Source organism: Fictibacillus sp. WQ 8-8 (assembly GCF_024494405.1).
Lineage (GTDB): Bacteria > Bacillota > Bacilli > Bacillales > Fictibacillaceae > Fictibacillus_C > Fictibacillus_C marinisediminis.
The window spans coordinates 1-23,742 of sequence record NZ_JAMXKG010000002.1 but is presented as its reverse complement, the minus strand read 5'-3'; the positions used below and the strand labels follow the sequence as shown (position 1 = coordinate 23,742).

Genomic DNA, 23,742 nt, shown 5'->3' with positions numbered 1-23,742 from the left:
GGACCCCCTTCGTTACTGGATGACTCATTTTTTGAGTGTCTGCAGGTAGTGGGAAAGCGCTGTGTAGTCGTGTTCGCTGAGCCCTTCAGGTTTTGGCATATGTGAGCCTGGTTTTACTTTTTCAGGATCCTTCAGCCACTGTTTGAGATTTGGCGGAGTATTTTTTAACACTCCTGCCACATGATCCCGGTCACCAAAGTCAGTCAGATTCGGACCTTTTTTGTCAGCTCCAGTTAATCCGCTTGTTGCATGGCAGCTTAAACAGTTCTTACCAAAGAGCTTTCTGCCTTCAGTCTCGTCAGCACTGAGCTTTTGGCCGCTGCTTTGGTCTTTTTTCATGTGATCCAGCCATTTTTCATAATCTTGTTTGCTGTCCACTTTAACGGTAAACCGCATGTAAGAATGGCCGGTCCCGCAAAATTCTGCACACTTCCCTTGATAGGTGCCGATTTTCTCTGGTGTGATGGCGAGTTTGTTTGTCCGTCCGGGAATGAGGTCCTGCTTGCCGCCAAGCTGCGGCACCCAGAACGAATGGATGACATCCTTGGAATGAAGTTCGAGGACCACGCGTTGATCCTTTGGAAGGTGAAGCTCCTGAGAGGTGACGACTCCTTTTTCCGGATATTCGAATTTCCACCAGAATTCACTCGCTGTAACCTTTATTTTCATAGCTTTGGAATTGTCCATCTGAGCTTCTCCAAATACACTCTTCACCATTGGAACGGCAAGTATGAAGAGGAGGATGAATGGAAGCACGGTCCACGTGATCTCCAGTTTTTTATTGCGGTTTTCCTGGCGGGGGAAGGGTTGATGGCCTGGCCTTGCTCTGTACTTATAGACAAACCAGATGAAGAGAGCAACAACGACGATAATGACGAGCATCATAATATAAATGCTCAGTTTAATTAAGGAGAGTTGTTCGTTACCCTGGCTTCCTTTCGGATTCAGCACATCGATCGAGGAACAGCCGGATATAAAAAGAAGGCAGAAACTGCTGAACAAATACAAGATTTTTTTCATAGGAACTCCTTTCAGCTGAATGGAGGCGGGATCTTAGAAGCAGCAAAGAGTGGCAGGCAGCTGCCTGTATGTAAACGGTCTTTTATGTGTTTAATCCCCTCTTTGCCCAGAATAAAACGTTGAACTCTTACATTGACGTTAATCATCATAATTTTTACGTTTAAATAGTTTATCGCGTTCGTTAATGAGGGAAATGAAACAAGGATAGGAGCAGACTAACCAATCCGGGAAGAGTGAGGTGAACCCATGAATGATTCGGAGCGTTTATGTGCAGTTACTTGTCTATTAAGGAGGCTTCACTCCCTATTCGTGGCTTATCATTTCCGTGTATCTTTTTTTGCTGGATAATTCATAAAGTTAGCTATTTACTTTTTATAATTTCGTGATAAAAGTTTTACCTTTTTAATAACTAAAGGCCATTTTGTAAAGAACCTTCATTGACAAGTTGATTGGAGTGCAAGGTGCGAGACTCCTGCGGGACGAGCGTGACAGGTGAAACCCGCAGGCGCAAGCGCCGAGGGGTTCAGCGCACGCCCCGCGGAAAGCGAGCAGCCTGAAACGGAAATCAACCACTCTCAGTAAGCAACAAGGATGACGAAAGCAGCCGTGGTTTCTTCTGGAGCGCATTCTTGTAGATAATCTTCATCGCTAAGTTGATTGGAGTGCAAGGTGCGAGACTCCTCGAAAATGAATTTCACATTTTCTTCGTGCGATATAACGCTGCCGAAGCCTTCCTTGTCCTGCGGGAGAAGCGGGACAGGTGAGACCCGCAGGCGCTTGCGCCGGTAAGGCTTAAGCTTCGCCCCGCGGAAAGCGAGCATCCTGAAACGGAAATCAACCACTCCTAAGAACAGTAATGGTTACTAAAACAGCCTAACAAAAAAAGGAGGAGTTTCATGAAAAAAGAGGTTTCAGCCATTGTAAACGGAGAGCAGTACCAGGCAGATCAAGGACAGACGGTTCTTCAGCTCCTGCTTGATAAGAACATTGAAATTCCTCACGTCTGCTACCATGAAAGCCTGGGAAGCATCGAAACGTGCGATACGTGTGCCGTACTTGTAAACGGCGAGGTAAAAAGAGGCTGCGGGACGTTTTTGGAGGAAGGGATGGACATCAGGACGAGCACTCCTGAGGTAAAAGAAGCACAGTTCAATGCAATGGATAATATCCTGGAGAACCATGAACTGTATTGTACGGTCTGTGACAATAATAATGGAGATTGCACCCTTCATAACACGGTCAAAGATATGGGCCTCGAGCATCAGATTAAGGAGTTTAAGCCGAAGGAATATGACATAGACCACGGACAGTTTTACCGGTATGACCCGGATCAGTGTATCCTGTGCGGTAGATGTGTGGAGGTGTGCCAGACGGTTGAGGTCAATGAAACCCTTTCGATCGACTGGGATCTCATGCAGCCGAGGGTTATTTGGGATGACAATGTACCGATTGAGGAATCCTCCTGTGTCAGCTGCGGACAATGTGTCACGGTCTGTCCGTGCAACGCCTTAATGGAGAACAGCATGCAGGGGCAAGCGGGTTTTCTGACGGATATCCGTCCTGATTATCTGCGTTCCATGATCGAAGTGACAAAGGAGGCGGAGACTGGTTTTGGCCCGCTGTTTGCCGTTTCAGACTCTGAAGCGAAGATGAGGGAAGACCGGATCGAAAAAACGAAGACCGTTTGTACTTACTGCGGAGTAGGCTGCAGCTTTGAGGTGTGGACAAAAGACCGGGAGATCCTGAAAATCGAACCGGTAGAGGAAGCTCCGGCCAACGGCATCTCCTCTTGCATCAAAGGGAAATTCGGCTGGGGCCATATCAACAGTGAGGCCCGCCTGACCCGGCCGCTCGTCCGTGACGGAGAATATTTTAAAGAAGTCGAATGGGACGAAGCGATCAGTCTGATCACGGAAAAGTTTAAAGAGATCAAAGAAAAACACGGACCGGATGCGCTGGCTTTCATTGCTTCTTCCAAAGCGACGAACGAGGAATCCTACCTGATCCAAAAGCTGGCCCGACAGGTCATCGGCACGAATGACATTGACAATTGCTCACGCTACTGCCAGTCTCCAGCTACGATGGGTCTTCAAAGGACCGTCGGCTATGGCGGTGACGCCGGTTCCATGAAGGACCTTGAAAACGCGGAGCTTGTCATCATGATCGGCTCCAATACAGCAGAAGCCCATCCCGTACTTGCTTCTAAAATCAAGCGTTCACATAAATTGTTCGGCCAGAAGCTGATCGTAGCCGATCTTCGCAAGCATGAGATGGCGGAACGGGCCGATCTTTACATTCATCCGAATCCTGGGACAGACCTCGTATGGCTTTCCGCGGTCACGAAATACATCATCGACCAGGGATGGCATGATAAAGAATTTTTATCTGGAAAGGTGAACGGTTATGCAGAATATTTAGAAAGCCTGCAGCCTTTTACCCTTGGAATGGCGGAAGAAATCACCGGGATCTCTAAGGAGGTTCTGATCCAAACGGCAGAAGCAATCGCCGATTCAGATAAAACATGCATCTGCTGGGCGATGGGCGTGACCCAGCACCAAATCGGTTCTGATACATCGACTGCCATCTCCAATCTTTTGCTAGTGACAGGCAACTATGGTCGTCCGGGAACCGGAGCCTATCCGCTGCGCGGCCACAACAATGTGCAGGGTGCGAGTGATTTTGGAAGCATGCCGGACACGCTCCCGGGGTATCAGAAGGTAACGGATGATGAAGTCGCTGCAAAGTTTGAAAAAGCGTGGGGTGTCGACCTGCCGAGAGAAAAAGGAATGGACAACCATGAGATGGTGCAGGGCATACATGACGGCAAGCTCAAAGCCCTGTACGTGACCGGCGAGGATATGGGTGTCGTGGATTCCAATATCAACTATGTGACCAATGCTTTTGAGAAGCTGGACTTTTTCGTCGTACAGGAAATGTTTTTAACGAATACCGCACAGTACGCGGATGTTGTTCTGCCAGCCTCTCCAAGCCTTGAAAAAGAAGGGACGTTTACGAATACAGAACGAAGGATTCAGCGCTTGTACCCGGCGTTAAGCCCGCTTGGCAAATCCAAGCCGGACTGGGAAATCTATTGTGAGATAGCAAAAGAAATGGGCTTTGACTGGAACTATTCTTCTCCTGCCGACATCATGGCGGAAGCAGCAAGCCTCGTGCCTATGTTTGCAGGTGTAAGCTACGAACGCCTCGAAGGATTCAAGAGCCTGCAATGGCCGGTCAGTGAGGATGGATCGGATACACCGCTTCTTTATACAGAAGGTTTTCATTTTGATGACGGAAAGGCGAGACTGCATCCTTTGGAATTCGTCCACCAATATCGTACGACGGAAGAACATAACTTTCATATTAATAACGGCCGGATCCTCGAGCATTTTCATGAAGGCAACATGACGTTCCATACAGAAGGCATCCGCAAGAAAGTGCCGAACTCATGGATCGCTGTATCCGAAGAAGCCGCTGAAAAATATGGAATGGAAGAAGGCTCGGCCATTCGGATGGAAAACCCTTCAGGTGAAACGGTAGCCCGTGTGCATGTTTCCCCTGAAGTGTTCGGAAACGAGATGTACCTGCCGCTTAATGACAACGGCAAGAGTGCCATCAACTATTTAACGAACAACGATACGGATAAAGATACGAACACCCCGGCTTACAAAGAGATTCCGGCAAAAGTGGAGGTGCTGGAGAAGAAGGGCGATTCGCCGCTGCCTCTGTTCAATTACAGACGCGGGCACCGCAATCCCCAGCCGGGCGTGAACGTCCAGAAGAAGTGGGATCGAAAAGACTATATTTACCCTGGAAGCAAGGAGGTTAGACAAGATGGCTGAGCGGATCAAGGACATCAAACGCATGGAGATACCAAAGGAAAAAATACGAGAAGACAATCTGAACGAACTGCTGGATGCCTTGTCTGACAATAAGGAGGCGATGCTGGAGACGATCCGATTCTCCTCTTTGCTGCATGAGACCGGCAACATGTCCATGCTGAACGCGATGATCTCCCAACAGCAGCACATCATGGGGAACATTGCGTATGAAGCCAATCAAAAACCGAATTCTACCATCCTGCATAATGCCACCCGATTAATAGAATTGCTCGGCATGCTGAATCTTGAAGGCATCGACCACCTCACAGCCCGGTATACGAGGAAGGAAAAGGAAGAAGGAACAGAAGTGCCCGCAGTGAAAAATGTAGGGTTCTTCGGATTGCTGAAAGCACTGCGCGACCCTGAGATCAACCGCGGGATCTACATTCTCCTGCAAATCCTGCGCGGTATCGGGCACGGGCCGAAGGATAAGGCCCCCTCTAAAAAGTAGATAACAAGCATTATTGAGGCAGCTCTTCCAAGGAGCTGTCCTTTTTATTGAAATTCATACTGTTGCTGAGATGAACCCTCGAGGGCTCGTCATCACCGCTGAGCGGATGGATGGGACAAAGTCCCGTCCGGCGCTCTACTTACATAAGGGCGATTCTATCATTTTCGACAATCTAGTAAAAGCATGGACAAACACCGTTTCCCTTTCTTGCAGATTTCATAGAATAGTACAACTTCTAAACAAAGGGGGAAAAACGGTGTTTGGTTTTTCTATGATAAAAGTGGTTCGCCAGCATGCCAATAAGCTGGACCGGTCAATGCGTTTACAGCTCGTAAATTTATATCGGCCGTTTCAAAAAGTTCCCTGTTTTCTTCATACCATGCTGGAAAATCGATTGAAAAAGAGAAATAAACTGCCGGTGATTATTGAGTTTTATGAAGAGGGTGACGCATGCTCTTTAGGGCTGGAACAAGTTTATCAGACGGTTTCAGGCAATCGTAAGTGTGCCGTCCATCATCAGTTCACAAGTATTCCTTTTTGCTCTGCGACATTAACTGCCAATGTGATAGAGGAACTTTTAAATAATTGCACTCATATTAAGAAAATACACCATGACCGCGAAGTTAAAGCTTTGCTGGACAAGGCTTCACCCTCCATTCGGGCGGATGTCCTGAACTCATCCGGAGTCACAGGAAAGGATGTCACGATTGCGGTAGTCGATACTGGGGTCTATCCTCACGCCGATCTGAAAGACCGTATTGCAGCGTTTAAGGATTTAGTAAACCAAAAATCAGAAACCTACGATGATAATGGGCATGGCACACACTGTGCAGGGGATGCAGCAGGAAACGGCTACTTGTCGGATGGAAAATACAAAGGCCCTGCGCCGGAAGCGAACATTGTAGGCGTAAAAGTGCTGAATAAGACGGGCTCTGGTTCATTGTCCACCGTTATTGCGGGTGTGCAATGGTGCATTGATAATAAAGAGAAGTATGGGATTAAAATTATCTCCATGTCGCTTGGAAGCCAGGCGACTCAGCCAGCTGCTGAAGATCCTGTTGTAAAAATAGTAGAAGAAGCCTGGAAACAAGGGATCGTTGTCTGTATCGCTGCCGGCAACGAAGGACCAGATGAAAAAACGATTTCCAGTCCAGGAATCAGCCCGAAAGTCATTACGGTCGGCGCGATGGACGATCAAAATACGATTGAACGCACGGATGATATTCCTGCCGATTTTTCCAGCAGAGGTCCTACGATTGACGGAATAACAAAGCCAGACCTTCTGACCCCGGGCGTCAATATTGTTTCACTGCGTTCGCCGGGTTCTTACTTGGACAAGGTTTCTAAGAGCAGCCGTGTAGCCGAGAATTACTTCTCACTTTCCGGCACTTCCATGGCAACACCGATCTGTGCGGGTGTGGCAGCGCTCGTTCTCCAGCAAAATCCGGAACTGACGCCTGACGAAGTAAAAGAAAAGCTGCTTAATAGCGCTGAAGACTGGGGATTGCCGGGGAATACGCAAGGAAAAGGCTATCTCGATGTCAGCAAGTTAATATAGAAGAAGAAAGAGGGGGTTCCTTGAGGGCCGCCTTTTTTTTGGTGGAGGTGGTAGGTTGCTGCGGAAATCATTGTGTCAAAACTTGTCGAATGGTGTCGCGTATAAACGGATCGATAATAAAATGGAGGTTTTCGATAATAAAATGAGATTTTCGATAATAAAATTGCTTTTTCGATAATAAAAAGCTAATTTCGATAATAAATCGTCATGGAGCTTTATTTCAGGGGTGAAAACTGGCGCTAACCTCTAGGAATCACAATCGCGTTAACAGCATTTCAGAAATATCCCTTCGCGTTGGAGCGATGAAGCACTGCAATCCTTTAAAATAAAAAATAGAGTGCGAGCAGCACTCTATTTTTTTAGATTGGCGTGTATTTTGGGAAGATTGGATCGTAAAACGAGAAGATTCGCGCGTATTTTAACCCAATCGGCGCGTATTCCTGAAAAAAACTCACGAAGGCTTTCTAGATCCACTACGTTATCTCCCTGTTTCGCAAGCTTTTTACGAATGCTAATCAGATTTCTTCGCTCCAAAACAAAAAAAGAGCGCTTAATTGAAGCAAAACGCTTCAAAAAAGCCCTCTTCGGCACTTCGTTTCCCCAAAAACCACTCTACTCAAACAAAATCAGCAGCGCAGCGACCACCGGCGTGGCAACCATCGCAGTCTTCAGCACGGGTTTCGGAGCAAACTTCGTCAGTTTGGCGCCAAGGTAAGCACCAGCCATCGTACCGGCCAGCACCTGAAACAGCAGCATTAAATCAAGATAGCCTTCCATAATGTACCCAAACCCGCCGCCAGCCGCGATCGGCAGAATAACGAGCATCGTTGTTCCGATTGATTGGCGGATGGACAGCCCGAACAGCAGCATGAGCCCGATCTGAATGAACGGGGCAGAACCGATGCCGAACGCTCCGGATAAAAGCCCGGTTGTCATACCGAGCAGAAGCGCTTTTACCAGCAAGGTAGGGTAGCCCAGCGTTTCATCGATGACTTCCTCCACTTTGCGCTTCATCATAAAGAAACGCAAAATAAACAAGATTGCTGACAGGAACAGCATGCCAGCTGTCAAATAATGCAGATGTTCACCGGGGATGAGGGAGGACAGCCTGGAACCGAAGAAAGCAGCGATGGCTCCAAATCCGCCTGTCCAAACGCCGGCCTTGAGCGATATGTTTCCTTCCCTCAAATGGCTGTAGGCTCCTGACAGTGTTGTAAAGGCCATGGCGGCAAGCGATGTGCCGAGCGCGGTGTGGATCGGAATATGAAAAAGCACCAATATAGCGATGATAAAACCTGCTCCGCCGACGCCGACAAAACCGCAGATCAGTCCGATGACGAGCATGGTTAACGTAATAAACAAGAGGATCGTTTCCTTTCTTTGGCGGATCTTCCGTCATTCTTGTTATGATTCTTTATTTAACTAAAGCAAATTTTCCCATAAAAATCAATGAAAGGGGACTGAGCTGATCCTCAATGACGAGAATGTAAATTTTTATAAAAAATATGGTTTGCTAGTTTTGGTAACAGAGTAGGAAATAATTACCGTTTTACGGCAACTGAAGCCGTTTAAGTAGGCCGATAGAATGTTTTTCTGTTAATTTTAGAAGATTTTACCTATTAATCTGCTGAATGTGTTTAAATAGCGTTATGGACGAAACAGGCCCTTTTCTTTTTTTGACCATAACCCAAGGAGGCATCAAAATGAGAATGAGAAAGACATCGAGTATGACGGCCTTATTACTTGTATTCGCGCTGATCGCAGGCATGTTTTCACCAGCGGCAGCACGTGTAGCGAAGGCAGAAGGCGGCTCTTCCCTTGAAAAAGCGGCACCGTTCGAGAAAGATCAAACGGTGGATGGAACGTTCGACCAGCCTGAACAAACACAATGGTACAAGATTACACCGAATCAAGAGGATATTCAAAAAGATTCTCATATGCGAATCTCATTAACTAGTGATGCAAATTTAAGCATTTCCGTATATCCAAGCATTGAAAAAGCAGGAAATGATGAAACATTTAGCATGTATCGCGGCTTTACAACGACCGAAACACCTGATAAACCGGTAAAGCTGGTCGTGCCGTATGCATGGCAGGGACCTTATTACATAAAGGTGGAATACCTCGGTGAAGATACCGAAACACCTGAGGATCCGCCGGCTTCTGCTGAGCCGAAAAAAGCAAATTACACGCTCGGCTATAAAGGCGAAAAACTTCCGCCATCCGTTGAGTCAGCTGGGGAAGAAGAATGCCCGGTAGAAATGAGTGCCGGACAGCAGAAATCTGGAAAAGCGCTTTTAACACAGCTTCGCCAGCTGCGTGACGGCTTGCTGTCAAAGACTGAGGAAGGCAGATCTCTTTCCTCCCTCTATTACAATACCGCACCATTCCTCGTAGGAAAGATGGTGTTCAGCAAGGATCTTCGCCAGGATGTGTTCAACAATCTTGTCGCTCTAAAACCTTTATTTAATGAACTGGCAGAGAACGGAGCACAAAGCACGTATGTCCTCTCCAGCAAAGACCAGAACTCGATCAAGGAACTTTATGATATTGTGCTGAAAGCCTCTCCTGATGCTTATAAGGACGATATCGAAAAAATCGGCAAGCAGGTAGGCGTTTCTTCGCTTGCAGGCGAGAGACTTTCTGATCTTTTAGGAAAAGCAGAACTCGTTCCGCAAAGCACGAAAGAAATGTCCAGCAAACTTATTGTTAAAATGAAAGACGGCTATACCACCAAGTCAATAAACAACAAGCTTCAAACCTTTGGCATCGAATCAGCTGCAAAATCGGCATTCAAATCCGAAGATAAAATTCTTGGCAGCATGTATGTGGTGAACGTGGATGGAGCAGATGATTCAGGCAAATACAGCGCCACATCAAAAAGTGGAGCAGCGTCAGTAAAAGCAGCAGCGGAAAAGCTTGCAAAGCTGCCGGGCGTAGAATTTGTTGAACCTGTTCAGCATTATCACTCCATGTCCAATGATGTTCAGTACAACGATCAATGGTCACTGAAGAATACAGGGAAAAATGAAGGTGCTGCAGGAGCAGACATCAATTTTGAACCGATGAAAAAGCTCGCGGATCAATCAAACCTGAACAGCTCACTGATCGCGGTTGTTGATACCGGGGTAGATTATACCCTCGCTGATTTGAAAGACAAAGTACGTGTTGACCTCGGGAAAAATTTTGTCACATCTGGTGAGGCTCCATTGGATGATATGGGCCACGGTACTCACGTGTCCGGCATCATCGCTGCAGCCGCGGACAATGGCTACTCCATGGCAGGAATCAACCAGAACGCACAAATTCTTCCGGTTAAAGTTCTTGACGCTTCTGGCTCCGGGGATACCGAACAGATCGCAAAGGGAATTAAATACGCGGCAGATAAAGGGGCAAAGGTCATCAACCTTAGCCTTGGCGGCGAATACAGCCGTGTGCTTGAATATGCGATGAAATATGCTTCTGACAAAGGTGCGACCATTGTTGCAGCGACTGGAAACGACGGCGATTCCATGGTCGGCTATCCAGGTTCTTCGAAGTACGCGATCGGTGTTGGCGCAACAAATGATATGGATGTCGTGGGCGACTATTCCAACTATGGCAAAGGACTGGATCTCGTAGCACCGGGCTCCAACATTCCAAGTCTTGTGCCAAACGGAAACGTCACGTATATGTCAGGAACGTCCATGGCCACACCGCACGTTGCAGCGGTTGCAGGGCTCTTGCTGTCTGAGAACCCGCGCTTAAAAGCAAAAGATATTAAAAGAGTTCTAACACAGAGTGCGGATGATATTGCCTTTGGCGAAGTCGATAAGCCGGATGACCAATATGAAGAAGGACCAAAACCGGTTCCAGGCTATGATGAAGCATCAGGATGGGGAAGATTGGATGCATTCAGTGCACTTAGTGCGGTTAAACTCAACGCAAAAGTGAACCCGGTTCTTGATAATCTGAACACCCTTTCCGGTATCGCAGCGAAAGGATCTAAAGTTACCGTGAAGAACGGCAAGAAAGTGCTTGGAAAAACAACGGTACCCGCGTTAGGAACATTTGCCGTTAAAATTCCGGTTCAAAAAGCAGGCCAAGTGCTCCACGTTGAGATTGCCAACGCTTCCGGGTCTGAAAAAACAGCCCTGAAAGCAGTGGTAGGAAAAGCTCCGGCTCCTGATATGCCAAAAGTGGATAAAGTAACGACGAAATCAACCGCAGTAACGGGCAAAGCAGTAGCCAACGGAACGATCAAAGTGAAAGACAAAGCCAAAAAGGTCATCTCTTCAACAAAAGTAAGCGCAAAAGGAACCTTTAAAGCCAGCATCAAGAAACAAAAGAAAGGCACTGTCCTTTACGTAACGGTGACGGATGCCGCTAAACGCGAAAGCAAAGCCGTGAAAGTGACAGTGAAGTAAGACAGACGAAGTAACGAAGTGAAAACCACCCTGTTCCGCCCGGCGGCAAAGCAGGGTGGTTTTTTGTTCGGACGTTTGAGGGTGCCAGGCACCGCTTTTTGACATATGTAAAAAGCCGGTGCCTGACACCACAAAAAAGAAAGTCGGCTCAATAGCTATACGTAAACGTTTAAGATAAGATGAAGACAAAAATATAAATATAAAAGGGAATGAGGCTCAAAAAAGGAATGGAAACATCAAGTTATAAACAGTCTACCATCGTAGCGCTCCTGCTCGCAGGATCTTTTATCGCCATATTGAACCAAACTCTTATGATCACAGCGATACCGCCGGTTATGAAAGAGATGCACATTACAGCAAACAGCGCCCAGTGGCTGACTACCGTCTTCATGCTCGTGAACGGGATCATGATTCCTGTCAGTGCTTTTTTATTGGAACGCTTTTCAACGAGGCAGCTTTTTATCACCGCCATGAGCGTATTTGCTTTTGGTACATTAGTGGCTGGATTTGCCCCTAATTTTGAGACATTGCTGCTTGGGAGGGTCATCCAGTCGAGCGGTGCAGGGGTCATGCTTCCGCTGATGCAAACTGTATTTTTAATGATTTTCCCTGTGCATAAGCGCGGCGCAGCCATGGGATTAATCGGTCTCGTCATATCCTTTGCACCAGCGATCGGTCCCGCTTTATCAGGCTGGGTAACCTCTCATTATTCATGGAGAGTTCTGTTTTTTATAATCTTACCGATCGCACTTATTGATATTTTGATCGCCTATTTTGCTTTGAAAAACGTGACAGAAGTGACGAAACCGAAAGTGGATGTTCTCTCCATCGTTTTGTCTTCGGTTGGTTTCGGAGGTCTGCTGTACGGGTTTACGTGCGCGGGCAATTACGGATGGACGGCGAAGAGTACGGTGATCTCCCTCTTGGTGGGTGCAGCAGCACTTGTGCTGTTTATTACAAGGCAGCTGCGCTTGAAACACCCGATGCTTGAGTTCCGTGTCTTCACGAAAGGAATCTTCCCAATCACTGTTTCCATTGGAATGATCACCTTTATGGGATTGATCGGAGCGGAAACAATCATTCCGTTGTTTATGCAGAACATGAGAGGCTTCACAGCGTTTGAAGCAGGTCTGGCACTGCTGCCAGGTGCCTTGATCACCGGTCTGATGTCACCAATCACGGGCAGGATCTTTGATCGGATCGGAGCGAAATGGCTGGCGCTAACCGGATTAACCATCATTACGGTGTCATCGTTCGCCTTTTCCTTTTTAGGGCCGGCGACATCGTTCACGTATATCACCGTATTGTATGGAGTCCGTATGTTCGGCTTGTCCATGGTCATGATGCCAGCGGCCACCGCCGGGTTAAATCAGCTGCCAAAACGGCTCATTCCTCATGGAGCGGCCATGGATAATACGATGAGGATGATTGCTGCATCTGTTGGTACAGCGATCCTTGTTACGGTGATGACGACGACCGAAGAAACGGCCAAACATCTCCCTGACATTGCTCATCCGGATATGTATGGCGCGAACATTGCTTTTATGGTCATTTCTGTTCTTTCTCTCATTGGAATTGTACTTACTTTTTTTATTAAAAAAGAAAAAGCCGTTGAGGGAGCAGGAGAATAGTTCGAAAGACAGCCGTGTTTACAGTTAAGCGCGGCTGTTTTTTATGTTCAAAGAACGAATGGAGTGAATCGATAATAAAATTGCCGTTTTCGATAATGTAGAAATCAATAATATATAGGCTCGGAACCCATTTCCACCGCTCTCAGCCGCGAATTTTATGATGAATTAGGGTGTTTTTCCCCTTTTTGCCGCTTCATTCTGTCTGTAAAACATGAAAAAGCGAATTTTTCACCACTTTTTTCAAAAAACTCATTGTGCCTGTCCTGAATTGTTTTTCATAGGGCAATTTAACTGCGAGGCCCTTTCATGCTATGATAATTCTTGGATAAAACAGAGCAGTCAGTCAGGAGGGTTACCAATTAGTCTATTAATCAACGAAAATCGAATGCACAGCAGCCAGTTAAACCGCGAGATTGACGTGAAGTGGCTGTTTTCTGATCAGCTTCAGGAAGGGGATGTCCAGCTTCTCTTCGTGCAGGACGGTTATTATTACATGAAACTCGGAGGACTCCAGGAAACGTTTGAAAAGCTGCTGGAGGAAAAGCCAGAACTCGCCAAGAACCTCGTCATGGTAGCGGTAAGCCCGGGATCTCCATCACAGCGAAGAGAGGTGTATCATCCGGACGGCGAGCACTTTGAGGCATTTACCGACTTCTTTTATAACGAAGTGCTGCCGGACGTGCAGCAGAAGCTGAAGGCCATCAATATGAACGTGGTCAAAATGGGATCACTCGGTGATTCGCTTGCTGGAGTCATCTCACTTTATCTCGCCATAAAAAAGCCGGAGATATGGTCTCACCTCATGCTGCAGTCAGCCGCATTTGATGACGAGATGGCGGAGGATGCACGGCGTCAGATCCAGCAGCCGAACTGGAAGATCTATCAGGTAGTCGGTGAGCGGGAGAATAACTTTAAGTCGCCGGTTACCGGGGAAATCGCCCATATTTATGACGGCAACAAAAGCATGATGAAGGTGTTTGGGGAGAAAGAGCTTTCCCTTGATTATCATGTGGAAGACGAAGAGCACCGCTGGATCTTCTGGAAGGACGATCTGCCAAGAGCGCTGTGCTTCTTCCTGAAAAACTAGAGATGTTTCAAATGTTTTGGTGCCAGGCACCGTCTTTTGACATATGTCAAAAAGCGGTGCCTGGCACCAAACATTTACCCCCTCGCAAGACTAATGATTCATTTTTTTCCAAATCGTACGTAAAAAATTGACTGAATTTACAGACTTCTACTAATATAGTCAAAAAGCGAGGGAGGTTTTAGGATTGGGAAAACGTAAAAATTCCGGCTCACTTAGGAAGAAGTACCTGGCAAGCAGCATGGCGCTTGCACTTTTGGCATCCGCAGCTCTGCCCTTCACACATGCATCCGCACAGACGAAGCAAGAGGATCTGACAGGTTTTGCGAAGGACAAGTCTCAATGGCAGACAGAGTTTGAAACGAAATTCCAGAACGGTGTAAAGGAAAACTCGATCAAGAAGTACGGCAGAGCGCTAAGCAAACGTCCGGCTTTGGTCGGCACGAAGGGCAATGATGCCGGCGTCCAATATGCGCTCAACGAACTGAAGAAAGCAGGCTTAAAGCCGAAGGTCCACACGTACGATGTCTACCTATCCCACCCCAACAGCATCTCCATCACCCAGACCGCTCCGTTTCAGCGAGAACTCAAAGTCACCGAAGATTTAAAGAAAGGCACGCCTTTTAAAAACGAAGTCGTAGAAGGCTATAACGCCTATTCCCCTTCAGGCGATGTAGAAGGAGAGCTTGTGTATGCCAACTATGGAACCCCTGAAGACTTCAAAGAACTGGCCATGCAGGGCGTATCGGTCAAAGATAAGATCGTCATCGTCCGCTACGGCAAAAACTTCCGCGGCGTGAAGCCGGATCTTGCCTCCCAATACGGAGCGAAAGGCGTTTTAATCTATTCCGATCCGAAAGATGACGGCTATGTCAAAGGGCCGGTTTACCCTGATGGACCGTGGCGCCCGAAAGATGCTATCCAGCGCGGAAGTATCCTCTATATCTACCGTTACCCGGGCGATCCGCTGACTCCTGGGAAAGCATCGGTCGACGGTGTGAAACGAATCCAGGCCAATAAAGCCAATTCTCTGCCAAGAATCCCGACAACGCCGATCTCCTACGGCGAGGCACAAGGACTGCTTCAGGCCATGGGCGGCAAAGAGGCGCCGAAAGCATGGCAGGGAGGCCTTCCTTTTAAATATCACCTCGGAAATGAAGCTTCCAAGGTTCGCCTTAACCTTGATATTGAGTATGAAACAAAACCGATTCATGATATTACCGTGACGTTTAAAGGAGCCAAGTATCCGAACGAAAAAATCATCATCGGCGGCCACAGGGATACATGGACGTATGGTGCAAGTGATAACATTTCCAGCTGGTCCACGATCATGGAAATGGCCCGTTCCCTTGGCAAGATGTACGAAAACGGCTGGCGTCCGGACCGTACGATCGTCCTTGCTGGATGGGACGGGGAAGAATACGGACTGCTCGGTTCTACTGAATATGCAGAACAGTATCAAAAAGACCTGACCAGGAATGCGGTAGCCTACATTAACATGGACGGCATCGCTGGACAGTTTTTCGGAGCTGGTGCTGTGCCTTCTCTAAATCCTTTGATCTATGATGTGGCCAAAAAGGTCACAGAACCCCGATCAGGTTTGTCCGTCTATGACGATATGCTTGCCCGCAACGACGGCAAAGAACAAGAGATCGATTTGTTGGGCAGCGGCTCAGACTACACGGCTTTTCTTCAGCATCTCGGTGTGCCTTCTGCTGATGTCGGCTTTGGTGCAGCGGGCGGCCTTTATCACAGTGCCTACGATAATTCCGATTCCGTAGAACGGTTTTTTGATCCTGGCTACAAACATCAGGCTGCAGCGGGTCGTTTTACCGGTCTAATGGCCCTGAGGCTGGCCAACGCACAAGTTCTTCCGTTCCAATACTCCGAGTATGCGGAATCTGTGCAAAAACTGCTTGCTGACGTGGAGAAAGACGGAACACTTGGTGTGGATATCAGCGGCTTAAAAGCAAAGGCGAAAGAGTGGGAAGAAGCCTCGAATCAACTGGAAACTTACAGCCAGGGCCTTCTGAACAGCGGAAAAGGGAAGCCGAAGCAATGGAAACAGCTGAACTCCGCATTGATCCAGCAGGAGCGTGACCTGATCAGCAAACAGGGACTTGCGAGCCGAAGCTGGTTCAAGCATCAGATCTTCGCACCGGGACTCACTACCGGTTACGCTGCTCAGCCATTGCCTGCATTGGTTGAGGCACAGCAGGCAAAGGACACTGAAGCCTTCAAAAAAGCGGTAAAACAACTCGAAAAATCGCTCACAAAAGCAGCCTGGACAGCAGAGGATGCGGTCGAATAAAACCTTCAAGCATGGTATTCGGAATGAATATCATGCTTTTTTTGCGCGAACAATAAGGGTTCGAACAGGTTTCTTTGTGACTGCTTGTGTTAAAATTTAAGAAATCAGAATTTTAGAGAGGAGATCATCACGATGACAAAGTACTCAGGCTATATCGGAACCTATACTAAAGGTGAAAGCAAAGGTATCTACTCTTTTACGCTCGATACAGAAGAAGGCAGAATTACAGATATTAAAGCAGCAGCTCAACTGGGGAATCCTACATACTTAACGATCAGTGAAGACAATCAATACCTTTATGCCGTAAAAAAGGACGGAGATATGGGAGGCGTTGCTGCTTACTCGATCACCAATGAATCAAGAGGGCTGACACTGCTGAACAGCCAGCTGACAGAGGGAGCTTCTCCTTGCCATGTCAGTGTGGATCGCGAAAACCGCAACGTACTGACGGCCAACTATCACAGAGGAACGGTTGAGCGTTTGGCGGTCGAACAAGGAAAAGGCGTGCACCCTGCAACTTCCGTTATCCAGCATGAAGGTTCTGGCCCCGATGAAAGACAGGAAAAGCCGCACACTCACTATGCAGGTTTTACCCCGGATGAAAAATATGCAGCGGTCGTTGATCTTGGAATCGACAAGCTTATCACGTATCAACTTTACAACGGAGAGCTAAAAGAGGTGAGCAGCCTGTCTGTGAAGCCTGGGAGCGGTCCGAGGCATCTCGAGTTCCATCCGAACGGTAAAATAGCTTACCTTATGACCGAGTTCAGTTCAGAAGTCATTGTATTGGCATACAACGAAGAAAATGGAAGCTTTTCGATCCTTCAGTCCATCTCCACCATTCCTGAAGATTTTACGGAAAACAACCAAGGAAGTGCGATTCATGTTTCTTCCGACGGCCGTTTTGTTTACGCAGGTAACCGCGGACACAACAGCATCGCAATCTTCAGCGTGAAAGAGGAGTCAGGCGAATTATCATTTGTCGACCGTACGCCGACAGAAGGCGACTGGCCGCGTGATTTCATGCTCGATCCTTCCGGAAAATTTATCGTGGCTTCCAATCAGGAATCCGGCAACCTTGTTCTTTTCTCAAGAGACGAAAATACAGGCAAACTGGCGCTCCTGCAATCGGATGCGTTCGTTCCTTATCCGGTCTGCGTGAAGTTTTTGCATGTGAAATAAAGTTAAGTGCCACAGAAGGTGTGTTCTTCTGTGGCTTTTATTTTGCTCTTCTCATATGCTGCGTTTTTTAGCTTTTTTTGAAAGATTTGAAGTGTTTTTGATGAATAAATAAGTAAATAGTTCTACATACGCTTAAAACCGTGGCATTTCGGCTTTTGTGAGGTGTGGGAAGCCTTTTTACTGCATGTTTAGGAGGATTTTCAGCTTATTTATCTTGTCCATCCACTGTCCAAGGCTTTTATTATCGATAAAACGGATATATTATCGATATTCTATTGTTATTATCGATTGGATTCCTTTCGACATGAATTGACTCGTTTCGACGCAATCATTTTCATCTGGCTAAGTACAAGCAACATAAAAAAACGGCCCAGGCTTCTCGTCCTGGACCGTTTTTCTTCATTATTCAGGTTTTTTCCTCGTCTGCAATGCAATATAGAACAGCACCGCAAACAGCAGAGTGATTAACGCTGAATGAGACAATGTAGCAAAAATGTTCAAGCGGGTCAGAACGACGAGCACGCCGCTGACACCCTGTAAGAGAGTTAAAATAAACGCGATAAGTGATGCGTAATAAAGATCCGGCCGGTTGCCGCGCAAATGCCTGTAGGAGTAGATTAACAATCCAAGTACAAGACAGAACAGTACGACAGCTGCCATACGGTGAAGGTAGTGAATACCCGGCAGGCCGGCCAGCGGCAAGAAATTGCCGGGATAGCAGCCAGGAAAATCAGTACACGCCAGGCTTGCTTTTACGTGGCGCAAGTACGCACCGGAATAGATATCAAGATACGCATAAGCGACCGTAATCCAGGCAAACCACTTAAAACGCTTCGATACGGCGCTTTTAACGAGCAAATGGGACCTGTCCTTTTGGACGACAAACACACTCAAGAGAACTACACCTGTAAAGGCTAACAGCGAAAATCCGAAATGCATCGCAAGAACCTCAGCCGATTGCGGCCATAAAACAGCTGCTGCACCAATAATGGATTCTACGATAATAAAACTGATTCCAAGAATGGCAAGACCCTTCACTTCACGGATGCCGCGGTAACGGCGCCATGCCCAGATGGAGAAAATAATAACGACAATCCCTGCAAAACCTGTGATCAGGCGATGGGTATATTCAATCATTGTTGCGACGGTATATTCGGGAATAAATTTACCATTACACAGCGGCCAGTCACTGCCGCATCCCATGCCGGAGTCTGTGTCAGTCACAAGAGTTCCGGCGATCATTAATAAGAACATGATGACACTTGTAAAGACGGCCATTCCTTTAAAGGCTTTATCCATAGAAAAGCTCCTTTAGTAATATATACTCACACTTGACATCATGGGGTATACGGAGCCGGTAGTCAACTGAGTTGAAGCAAATGACAAACATTTGTCAAAATAAGGCGCAGATCCATCACACACCTTGGATTTTCACCGTCATTGCACCCATTTTACGGCAGTGATGGTCGTGCCAGCCCCGTCGTGTGAATCGAAGATAAATTCATCCATCAGCCGTTTTACCCCGGGCAGCCCCATTCCAAGGCCCCCTGAGGTAGAGTAGCCGTCTTCCAGCACTTTTCGAACCTCTTTGATCCCGGGCCCTTGATCAGAAGCAATGATTTTAATGCCGGATTTCTGCTGTTTAAAAAGGGATTCAAACGTTATTTTGCCCTTTCCTGCGTATAAATAAATATTTCTGGCAAGTTCTGAGACAGCCGTAGTAATCCGAATCTGGTTGATCGTTGAGAATTTCAGCTTTTTGGAGAGTCGTTTCCCATGCTGTCTTGCAGCCACGATATCCTGTTCAGAGTGAATATTGACAATGATTGCATTATCCAGCATAGCGCATTACCCTTTGTTTTCCTGTTAAATTTCCTAAGTGGTGATCATGTAGCATGCGTACCATCCCCTTTGCTGCACATCATAAAAAAACGCCAAAAAGAGGGCTGTGACGCCCTTCCTTTTGGCTTACATCTAGTTCCATCCTAGCTTGTTGCTGCCCTTATGAAATTGGTTCTAATATTAATATCGCAGCGCTCCGGTCAAGCTCAAAATCCCAGTCAATAAAATAGTCAGCAATCGTGGTGCCAAGAAGCTTCTCCAGCTGTGGCGTATGTTCACCCAGCAGCCTTCTTTCCAGCCTCCGCTTTGCGATTCGGAGCGTTTCATCGGCCCCCAGAGCGATCATTTCTTTTTCAATACTAACCAAAATTTTGTCGCGGAAAATAATTAGCGTTCTGGCATTCAGCAGGTAGGACGAAATTCCTTCGGGGCTCTTTTCCGCCTCAAAGCTCATCCGGTCGATTTCCGTATGAACCTGCTCCTGGTTTTTATAAGCACCGGCTAATAGGTTGTCCGGTGAGTCCTTACTGACAGCAAGAAAAATCCCTGTCTGAGTGTCCAGGTTCCAATCATAATAAAATTCCTGAACATCGATCCCAAGCTGCAGTTTAAGGTAATCCGTAATTTCCCCAATGACCTGCTCCATCAGCATATCCCGTATCTTTTGGATAAAAGCTGCCTGGTTGGTGTTAAGCAGTGAACGTTCGGTGGGTGAAAGAAATTTTGTAAAGTACATTGTCACATAGGGTTTGGACAGTGTTACAAAAACAGAGCCAGGTCCTCTTCCAAAATGATCTCTAAGAATTCTTCCGATATAACTGCTTAAATCCTTTTCTGCTTTCAATTTATCCATCGAGTTCCACCTGAATTTTTTAGTTTTATGATGACATTTCAGATCATTTTTTCAAACAGGACGCCTCTTTTATTCCTAATATAGTATTCGTTGCTTCCTCCCGATTTACTGCTGTTAACCATCCCGTTCTAACAGGTCCGGCTCGCTAGTTTCATCTGATCGGCTAAGCTGCTCTTCATAAACAATGGTGGCTGAAAACAGGATGTCCTCACCGGTTTTTTCTGAAAAACCCTTTCTTGCATCAACTGTAATCTTGAAGCAATAGACGAAGCTCTTTCATAAACAACAAAATCTCGTGTTTGTCAGCCATATCGACAAAACCCCTTGTTATAACTTGCTAAGTATGTTTAGCTCTCTTAAAACACAATGTTAATATTTCTTGAGTTCACGTTTCACTTCTTTCCGGACGCAAAAAGAGCCGAAAAGAAAAGGACGCCCTTCACTCTTCGGCTCATGTTTGCCACACATTGTCCAATTCATTACTGCCGCACGTTATTCTTTTGGTTTTAAAATGAACGTAATCACACTGTTATCCAGTTCGAAGTCCCAGTCCACAAAAATATCCAGGATATCTGCATTCAATATAGAAACATAGTCATCAAATTGCTGCAAGAGGCCTTTTTCCAGCTGTAGCTTAGATACCTTCAGCGTTTCATCAATTCAAAAGAGATCAATTGCTTTTCGATGGCAACTAAAACTCCTTCTCGGACAACAATGAGCGTACGGGGACTAAGTTTATAGGAAGTAACCTGTGTTGGTGCCTTTTCTGCAAGGCTACTCATCTTGATCACGCACACGTGTATCTGTTCTTTGCCTTCATAAGGCTCGCCATCACTAAGATCCGATTGCAATTCCTCCAGGCACACACCGAACGTTAAAATTTGTGGCAATCATTCAACAGGAAGATGAAAAATAATGGAATATTCGGCTATCATAAAGTAGAATAAAATTAAGTAGTATTATAAAATACTCCTCTTTAGTAGTTTTAAGAAACACTACTGCGGTGCCTGGCACCGAAATAATCGGAGGGAAAATAATGATTGATCTATTGAAAAAACTAGGAATGACGGAACTCGAGGCTAAATGCTATATCACATTGCACGAAGAACCTGAACTGACAGGCTATGAAGTGGCGAAAAGGGTAGCGGTGTCACGGGCAAATGTGTATTCCGCGCTAAGGTCTCTCGCGGAAAAAGGCGCATGCCGAAGCAAGGAGGGAGATTCGGTTCGATACAATGCCGTGCCGATCGAGGATTTGGTGCGTCTTTTTCAAACAGAATTTGAGCAAACGTCCAAAGTGCTTATCCAAGAATTGAAGACTCCTCCGCAGCCTGCACCCGCCTTTTATAATTGGCAGGGAAACAGGGGACTTGATCTTGCACTCCGCAGAGTGATCGCCAATGCGGAAACATCGATTGTAGCTGAAATCTGGGCAGAGGACCTTTCATGGATGGAAGACGTACTGCTCGACGCAGAAAAACGGGGAGTAACGGTTGTGCTCATATCGATTGGAGAAACAAGCATACCCTTGGAAAATGTGATCGTCCGCCAAAGAGATGATCAATGGCATACAGATGAACGTAAATTCTCTCTTCTATGCGATTCAAAAACAGCTTTTATAGGGAGCTTTGGCGGGACACTCAAACCGTCTTCGGCAGAGACAGATCATCCAGCTGTAATTGAGATGCTTAAAAATGGCTTCTACCATGACCTGATCATGCAGCAGATCGAACAGGACTTCAGCAAGGAATTGGACGAGAAGTACGGTGAAAACTATAAAAAACTATTAAACTATTACATTAACGAATTGGGGTGGAAGGTATAAGGGGTATAGAAAAGGGACCTCTAAATTACTTTTATTCTTCATTGCTATTTATGTAAAATAATATTTGTTATTTTCCCATAAATTAAATAGCGAAGGTTGTTTGGTTTAATTTAGAAAAAAGTTATTTTCATCAATTACGGCCCTTTTATTTGTGGCCAAAGCATAAGTTAAGAAAAGGACAGATGTTCAGGGAAGAATTATATTAAAATAAGAAAAGTGTTTGTAACCCCGAATCTAAGATGCTTTTAAAAAGGCCATGATTCGGTTTTTGTGTGTTGGCAGAAAAAACCTAGTGATCTCGAAACATTGGGAATTAAAAGTATAGGTATCGTGTTTGAAGGAAAGCTCGGCGATAGGGGATTGAGGCAACGTACTATTCAGAGGTAAAAAAAGTCTATTAACTACCCTAAACTTTGCTTTATTGTAATCTTCCATAGTCCATGAAGAAGCATTTTAAAAGACAGGCTGTGAACTTTGAATGACTAAGATTAAATGAATAGAAGACTCTGCGGCAATTCAAATTCAGTTAACCTAAATCTTCACTTTTTTCTTAGGTTCAAGTAAATGGGCCAAGGCGACTTTAAGACTTCCAAACGTTAAGATATCCGAGAAATTCAAACCAAGCTTGATACTGGTTTGTGCAATCTCCGGACGAATTCCAGATATGATTGCTTTGATGCCGAGCAAGGACAGCTGCTTGATGACCGTAAAGAGCTCATCGGCTACCGTGGTGTCGAGAGTATAGACACCGGACAGATCAATGATCAAATACTGAAGCTTCAGGCTGCTTGCCTTGTTTAGTGTCTGCTCCTGAATGAAAGTGGCCCGAAATGTATCCAATTCACCGACTAGCGGCAAAATTCCAATGTTCTCAGTAATGGGGATAACGGGGACTCCCATCTGGATCATGTTTCGATGCTCGAATGTTACGGCATCGTCGAATTGGTGATAATGGCTGGTGAAAACTTCAATCACACGGTCAAAAGCACGGTTAAACTGTAAACTCCACGCACCGATGTGAGAGGTGCGGACGTCTTCGGCATAGGAATCGGCAAACTGCTGGATATACCGCCAGGAAATCTCTCGGCAGCGGTTGAAATTCTGAAGAATTTTAATAAGCGGAACGCCAGCACTCTTCCTTTGTTGGGCGAGTTCTTTGGCCCACGGATAAGGATCGTGCCCACTCATCATGCAGTCAGCGAGCATATTGGTGAATTTAATATGCTGTTTTCGAAGCGTACTTTCAATCTCTTTTGAAGCGTTAAGCGAATAAATATAATATTCTTCTGTGGCTCTGCTTTGAAGCCAATCTTCCGCCATGTGATGTGAATGGTCTAGCATAAACGTATAGAGCTGTTTTTCGATCACCACTTATTGAACCTCCCCTTTTTTTAAAAATTTTCCGTGCAGAATGGCATGTTTCCGATCGTAAGCGCAACAATGGCTGTGATGAAACGGGTAAGCATCTACTGTATCGATTAAGTTGAAATCAGGGAAGTAGTGATGTTCGTTTGGATTCTTATACTGAAATTATTTTTCTATCCTACTAAATTCTTTGCTTAAGAAACAAAATCCTCTTTACCCAACCCAAATATTAATGCGGCTAACAATTGGATTGTTTGGTGGAGAATGGTTTGGTGGGGGGGGGGCGCGCGTGTGGAAGTTGGATATCAGCCGGCCGGGCCCCACCAAAAACCC

The 23,742-nt window shown here is 46.2% G+C and carries 16 protein-coding genes; 9 read left to right on the top strand and 7 right to left on the bottom strand.

Annotation, left to right across the window (positions count from 1 at the left end):
- Positions 1-24: 24 nt before the first annotated feature.
- On the bottom strand, positions 25-1,020 hold the full coding sequence (gene coxB / locus M1K46_RS03860) for a cytochrome c oxidase subunit II (RefSeq protein ID WP_256225010.1): 996 nt from the start codon (positions 1,018-1,020) through the stop codon (positions 25-27).
- Between the two features lie 896 nt (positions 1,021-1,916).
- Between coxB and fdhF the strand changes: the two genes are divergently transcribed.
- From fdhF to M1K46_RS03845, 3 genes are all read left to right on the top strand, one after another.
- Entirely contained in the window at positions 1,917-4,862 is a 2,946-nt protein-coding gene (gene fdhF / locus M1K46_RS03855) for a formate dehydrogenase subunit alpha (RefSeq protein WP_256225009.1), read from the top strand.
- Positions 4,855-5,352 (top strand): DUF1641 domain-containing protein, encoded by a 498-nt coding sequence (locus M1K46_RS03850; RefSeq protein ID WP_256225008.1) that lies wholly within the window; start codon positions 4,855-4,857, stop codon positions 5,350-5,352. The genes fdhF and M1K46_RS03850 overlap by 8 nt, the downstream gene beginning before the upstream one ends.
- Before the next feature lie 256 nt (positions 5,353-5,608).
- Positions 5,609-6,910 (top strand): S8 family peptidase, encoded by a 1,302-nt coding sequence (locus tag M1K46_RS03845; RefSeq protein WP_256225007.1) that lies wholly within the window; start codon positions 5,609-5,611, stop codon positions 6,908-6,910.
- Between the two features lie 612 nt (positions 6,911-7,522).
- Here the strand turns inward: M1K46_RS03845 and M1K46_RS03840 are convergent.
- Positions 7,523-8,272, bottom strand: a complete 750-nt coding sequence (locus M1K46_RS03840; protein WP_375162171.1) for a sulfite exporter TauE/SafE family protein — start codon at positions 8,270-8,272, stop codon at positions 7,523-7,525.
- 341 nt (positions 8,273-8,613) lie between these two features.
- Between M1K46_RS03840 and M1K46_RS03835 the strand changes: the two genes are divergently transcribed.
- From M1K46_RS03835 to M1K46_RS03815, 5 genes are all read left to right on the top strand, one after another.
- Positions 8,614-11,316: a S8 family peptidase gene (locus tag M1K46_RS03835; protein WP_256225006.1), complete on the top strand. Its 2,703-nt coding sequence runs from the start codon at positions 8,614-8,616 to the stop codon at positions 11,314-11,316.
- A 227-nt stretch (positions 11,317-11,543) separates the two neighbouring features.
- Entirely contained in the window at positions 11,544-12,947 is a 1,404-nt protein-coding gene (locus M1K46_RS03830; protein ID WP_091010228.1) for a DHA2 family efflux MFS transporter permease subunit, read from the top strand.
- Between the two features lie 385 nt (positions 12,948-13,332).
- Positions 13,333-14,034 (top strand): alpha/beta hydrolase, encoded by a 702-nt coding sequence (locus M1K46_RS03825; protein WP_256225005.1) that lies wholly within the window; start codon positions 13,333-13,335, stop codon positions 14,032-14,034.
- 184 nt (positions 14,035-14,218) lie between these two features.
- Complete coding sequence (locus M1K46_RS03820; RefSeq protein WP_256225004.1) at positions 14,219-16,342, top strand: M28 family metallopeptidase; 2,124 nt, start codon at positions 14,219-14,221, stop codon at positions 16,340-16,342.
- Positions 16,343-16,474: 132 nt separating this feature from the next.
- Positions 16,475-17,524, top strand: coding sequence for a lactonase family protein (locus tag M1K46_RS03815; RefSeq protein WP_256225002.1), 1,050 nt, complete (start codon positions 16,475-16,477; stop codon positions 17,522-17,524).
- A gap of 402 nt (positions 17,525-17,926) precedes the next feature.
- Here the strand turns inward: M1K46_RS03815 and M1K46_RS03810 are convergent, their stop codons facing one another.
- The 4 genes from M1K46_RS03810 to M1K46_RS03795 all read right to left on the bottom strand — a co-directional run bounded on the left by M1K46_RS03810 (position 17,927) and on the right by M1K46_RS03795 (position 21,070).
- Positions 17,927-18,823 carry a COX15/CtaA family protein gene (locus tag M1K46_RS03810; RefSeq protein ID WP_256225001.1) on the bottom strand — a complete coding sequence of 299 codons (897 nt, stop codon included), beginning with the start codon at positions 18,821-18,823 and terminating at the stop codon, positions 17,927-17,929.
- Between the two features lie 138 nt (positions 18,824-18,961).
- Positions 18,962-19,363, bottom strand: coding sequence for an anti-sigma regulatory factor (locus M1K46_RS03805; protein ID WP_256225211.1), 402 nt, complete (start codon positions 19,361-19,363; stop codon positions 18,962-18,964).
- 163 nt (positions 19,364-19,526) lie between these two features.
- A complete protein-coding gene (locus M1K46_RS03800; protein WP_256225000.1) occupies positions 19,527-20,219 on the bottom strand; it encodes a DUF2294 domain-containing protein in 693 nt (230 codons plus the stop codon).
- Positions 20,220-20,863: 644 nt separating this feature from the next.
- Positions 20,864-21,070 (bottom strand): hypothetical protein, encoded by a 207-nt coding sequence (locus M1K46_RS03795; protein WP_256224999.1) that lies wholly within the window; start codon positions 21,068-21,070, stop codon positions 20,864-20,866.
- A 185-nt stretch (positions 21,071-21,255) separates the two neighbouring features.
- On the opposite strand from M1K46_RS03795, the gene M1K46_RS03790 reads away from it, so the two are divergent.
- On the top strand, positions 21,256-22,044 hold the full coding sequence (locus tag M1K46_RS03790) for a TrmB family transcriptional regulator (protein ID WP_062237157.1): 789 nt from the start codon (positions 21,256-21,258) through the stop codon (positions 22,042-22,044).
- 531 nt (positions 22,045-22,575) lie between these two features.
- Here the strand turns inward: M1K46_RS03790 and M1K46_RS25725 are convergent.
- Positions 22,576-23,415 (bottom strand): STAS domain-containing protein, encoded by an 840-nt coding sequence (locus M1K46_RS25725; protein WP_256224997.1) that lies wholly within the window; start codon positions 23,413-23,415, stop codon positions 22,576-22,578.
- Between the last annotated feature and the right edge of the window lie 327 nt (positions 23,416-23,742).

Coding starts and splice junctions, on each gene's coding strand:
- coxB (WP_256225010.1), bottom strand. CDS start 1,020: ATGAAAAAAATCTTGTATTTGTTCAGCAGTTTCTGCCTTCTTTTTATA.
- fdhF (WP_256225009.1), top strand. CDS start 1,917: ATGAAAAAAGAGGTTTCAGCCATTGTAAACGGAGAGCAGTACCAGGCA.
- M1K46_RS03850 (WP_256225008.1), top strand. CDS start 4,855: ATGGCTGAGCGGATCAAGGACATCAAACGCATGGAGATACCAAAGGAA.
- M1K46_RS03835 (WP_256225006.1), top strand. CDS start 8,614: ATGAGAATGAGAAAGACATCGAGTATGACGGCCTTATTACTTGTATTC.
- M1K46_RS03830 (WP_091010228.1), top strand. CDS start 11,544: ATGGAAACATCAAGTTATAAACAGTCTACCATCGTAGCGCTCCTGCTC.
- M1K46_RS03825 (WP_256225005.1), top strand. CDS start 13,333: ATGCACAGCAGCCAGTTAAACCGCGAGATTGACGTGAAGTGGCTGTTT.
- M1K46_RS03815 (WP_256225002.1), top strand. CDS start 16,475: ATGACAAAGTACTCAGGCTATATCGGAACCTATACTAAAGGTGAAAGC.
- M1K46_RS03810 (WP_256225001.1), bottom strand. CDS start 18,823: ATGGATAAAGCCTTTAAAGGAATGGCCGTCTTTACAAGTGTCATCATG.
- M1K46_RS03800 (WP_256225000.1), bottom strand. CDS start 20,219: ATGGATAAATTGAAAGCAGAAAAGGATTTAAGCAGTTATATCGGAAGA.
- M1K46_RS03790 (WP_062237157.1), top strand. CDS start 21,256: ATGATTGATCTATTGAAAAAACTAGGAATGACGGAACTCGAGGCTAAA.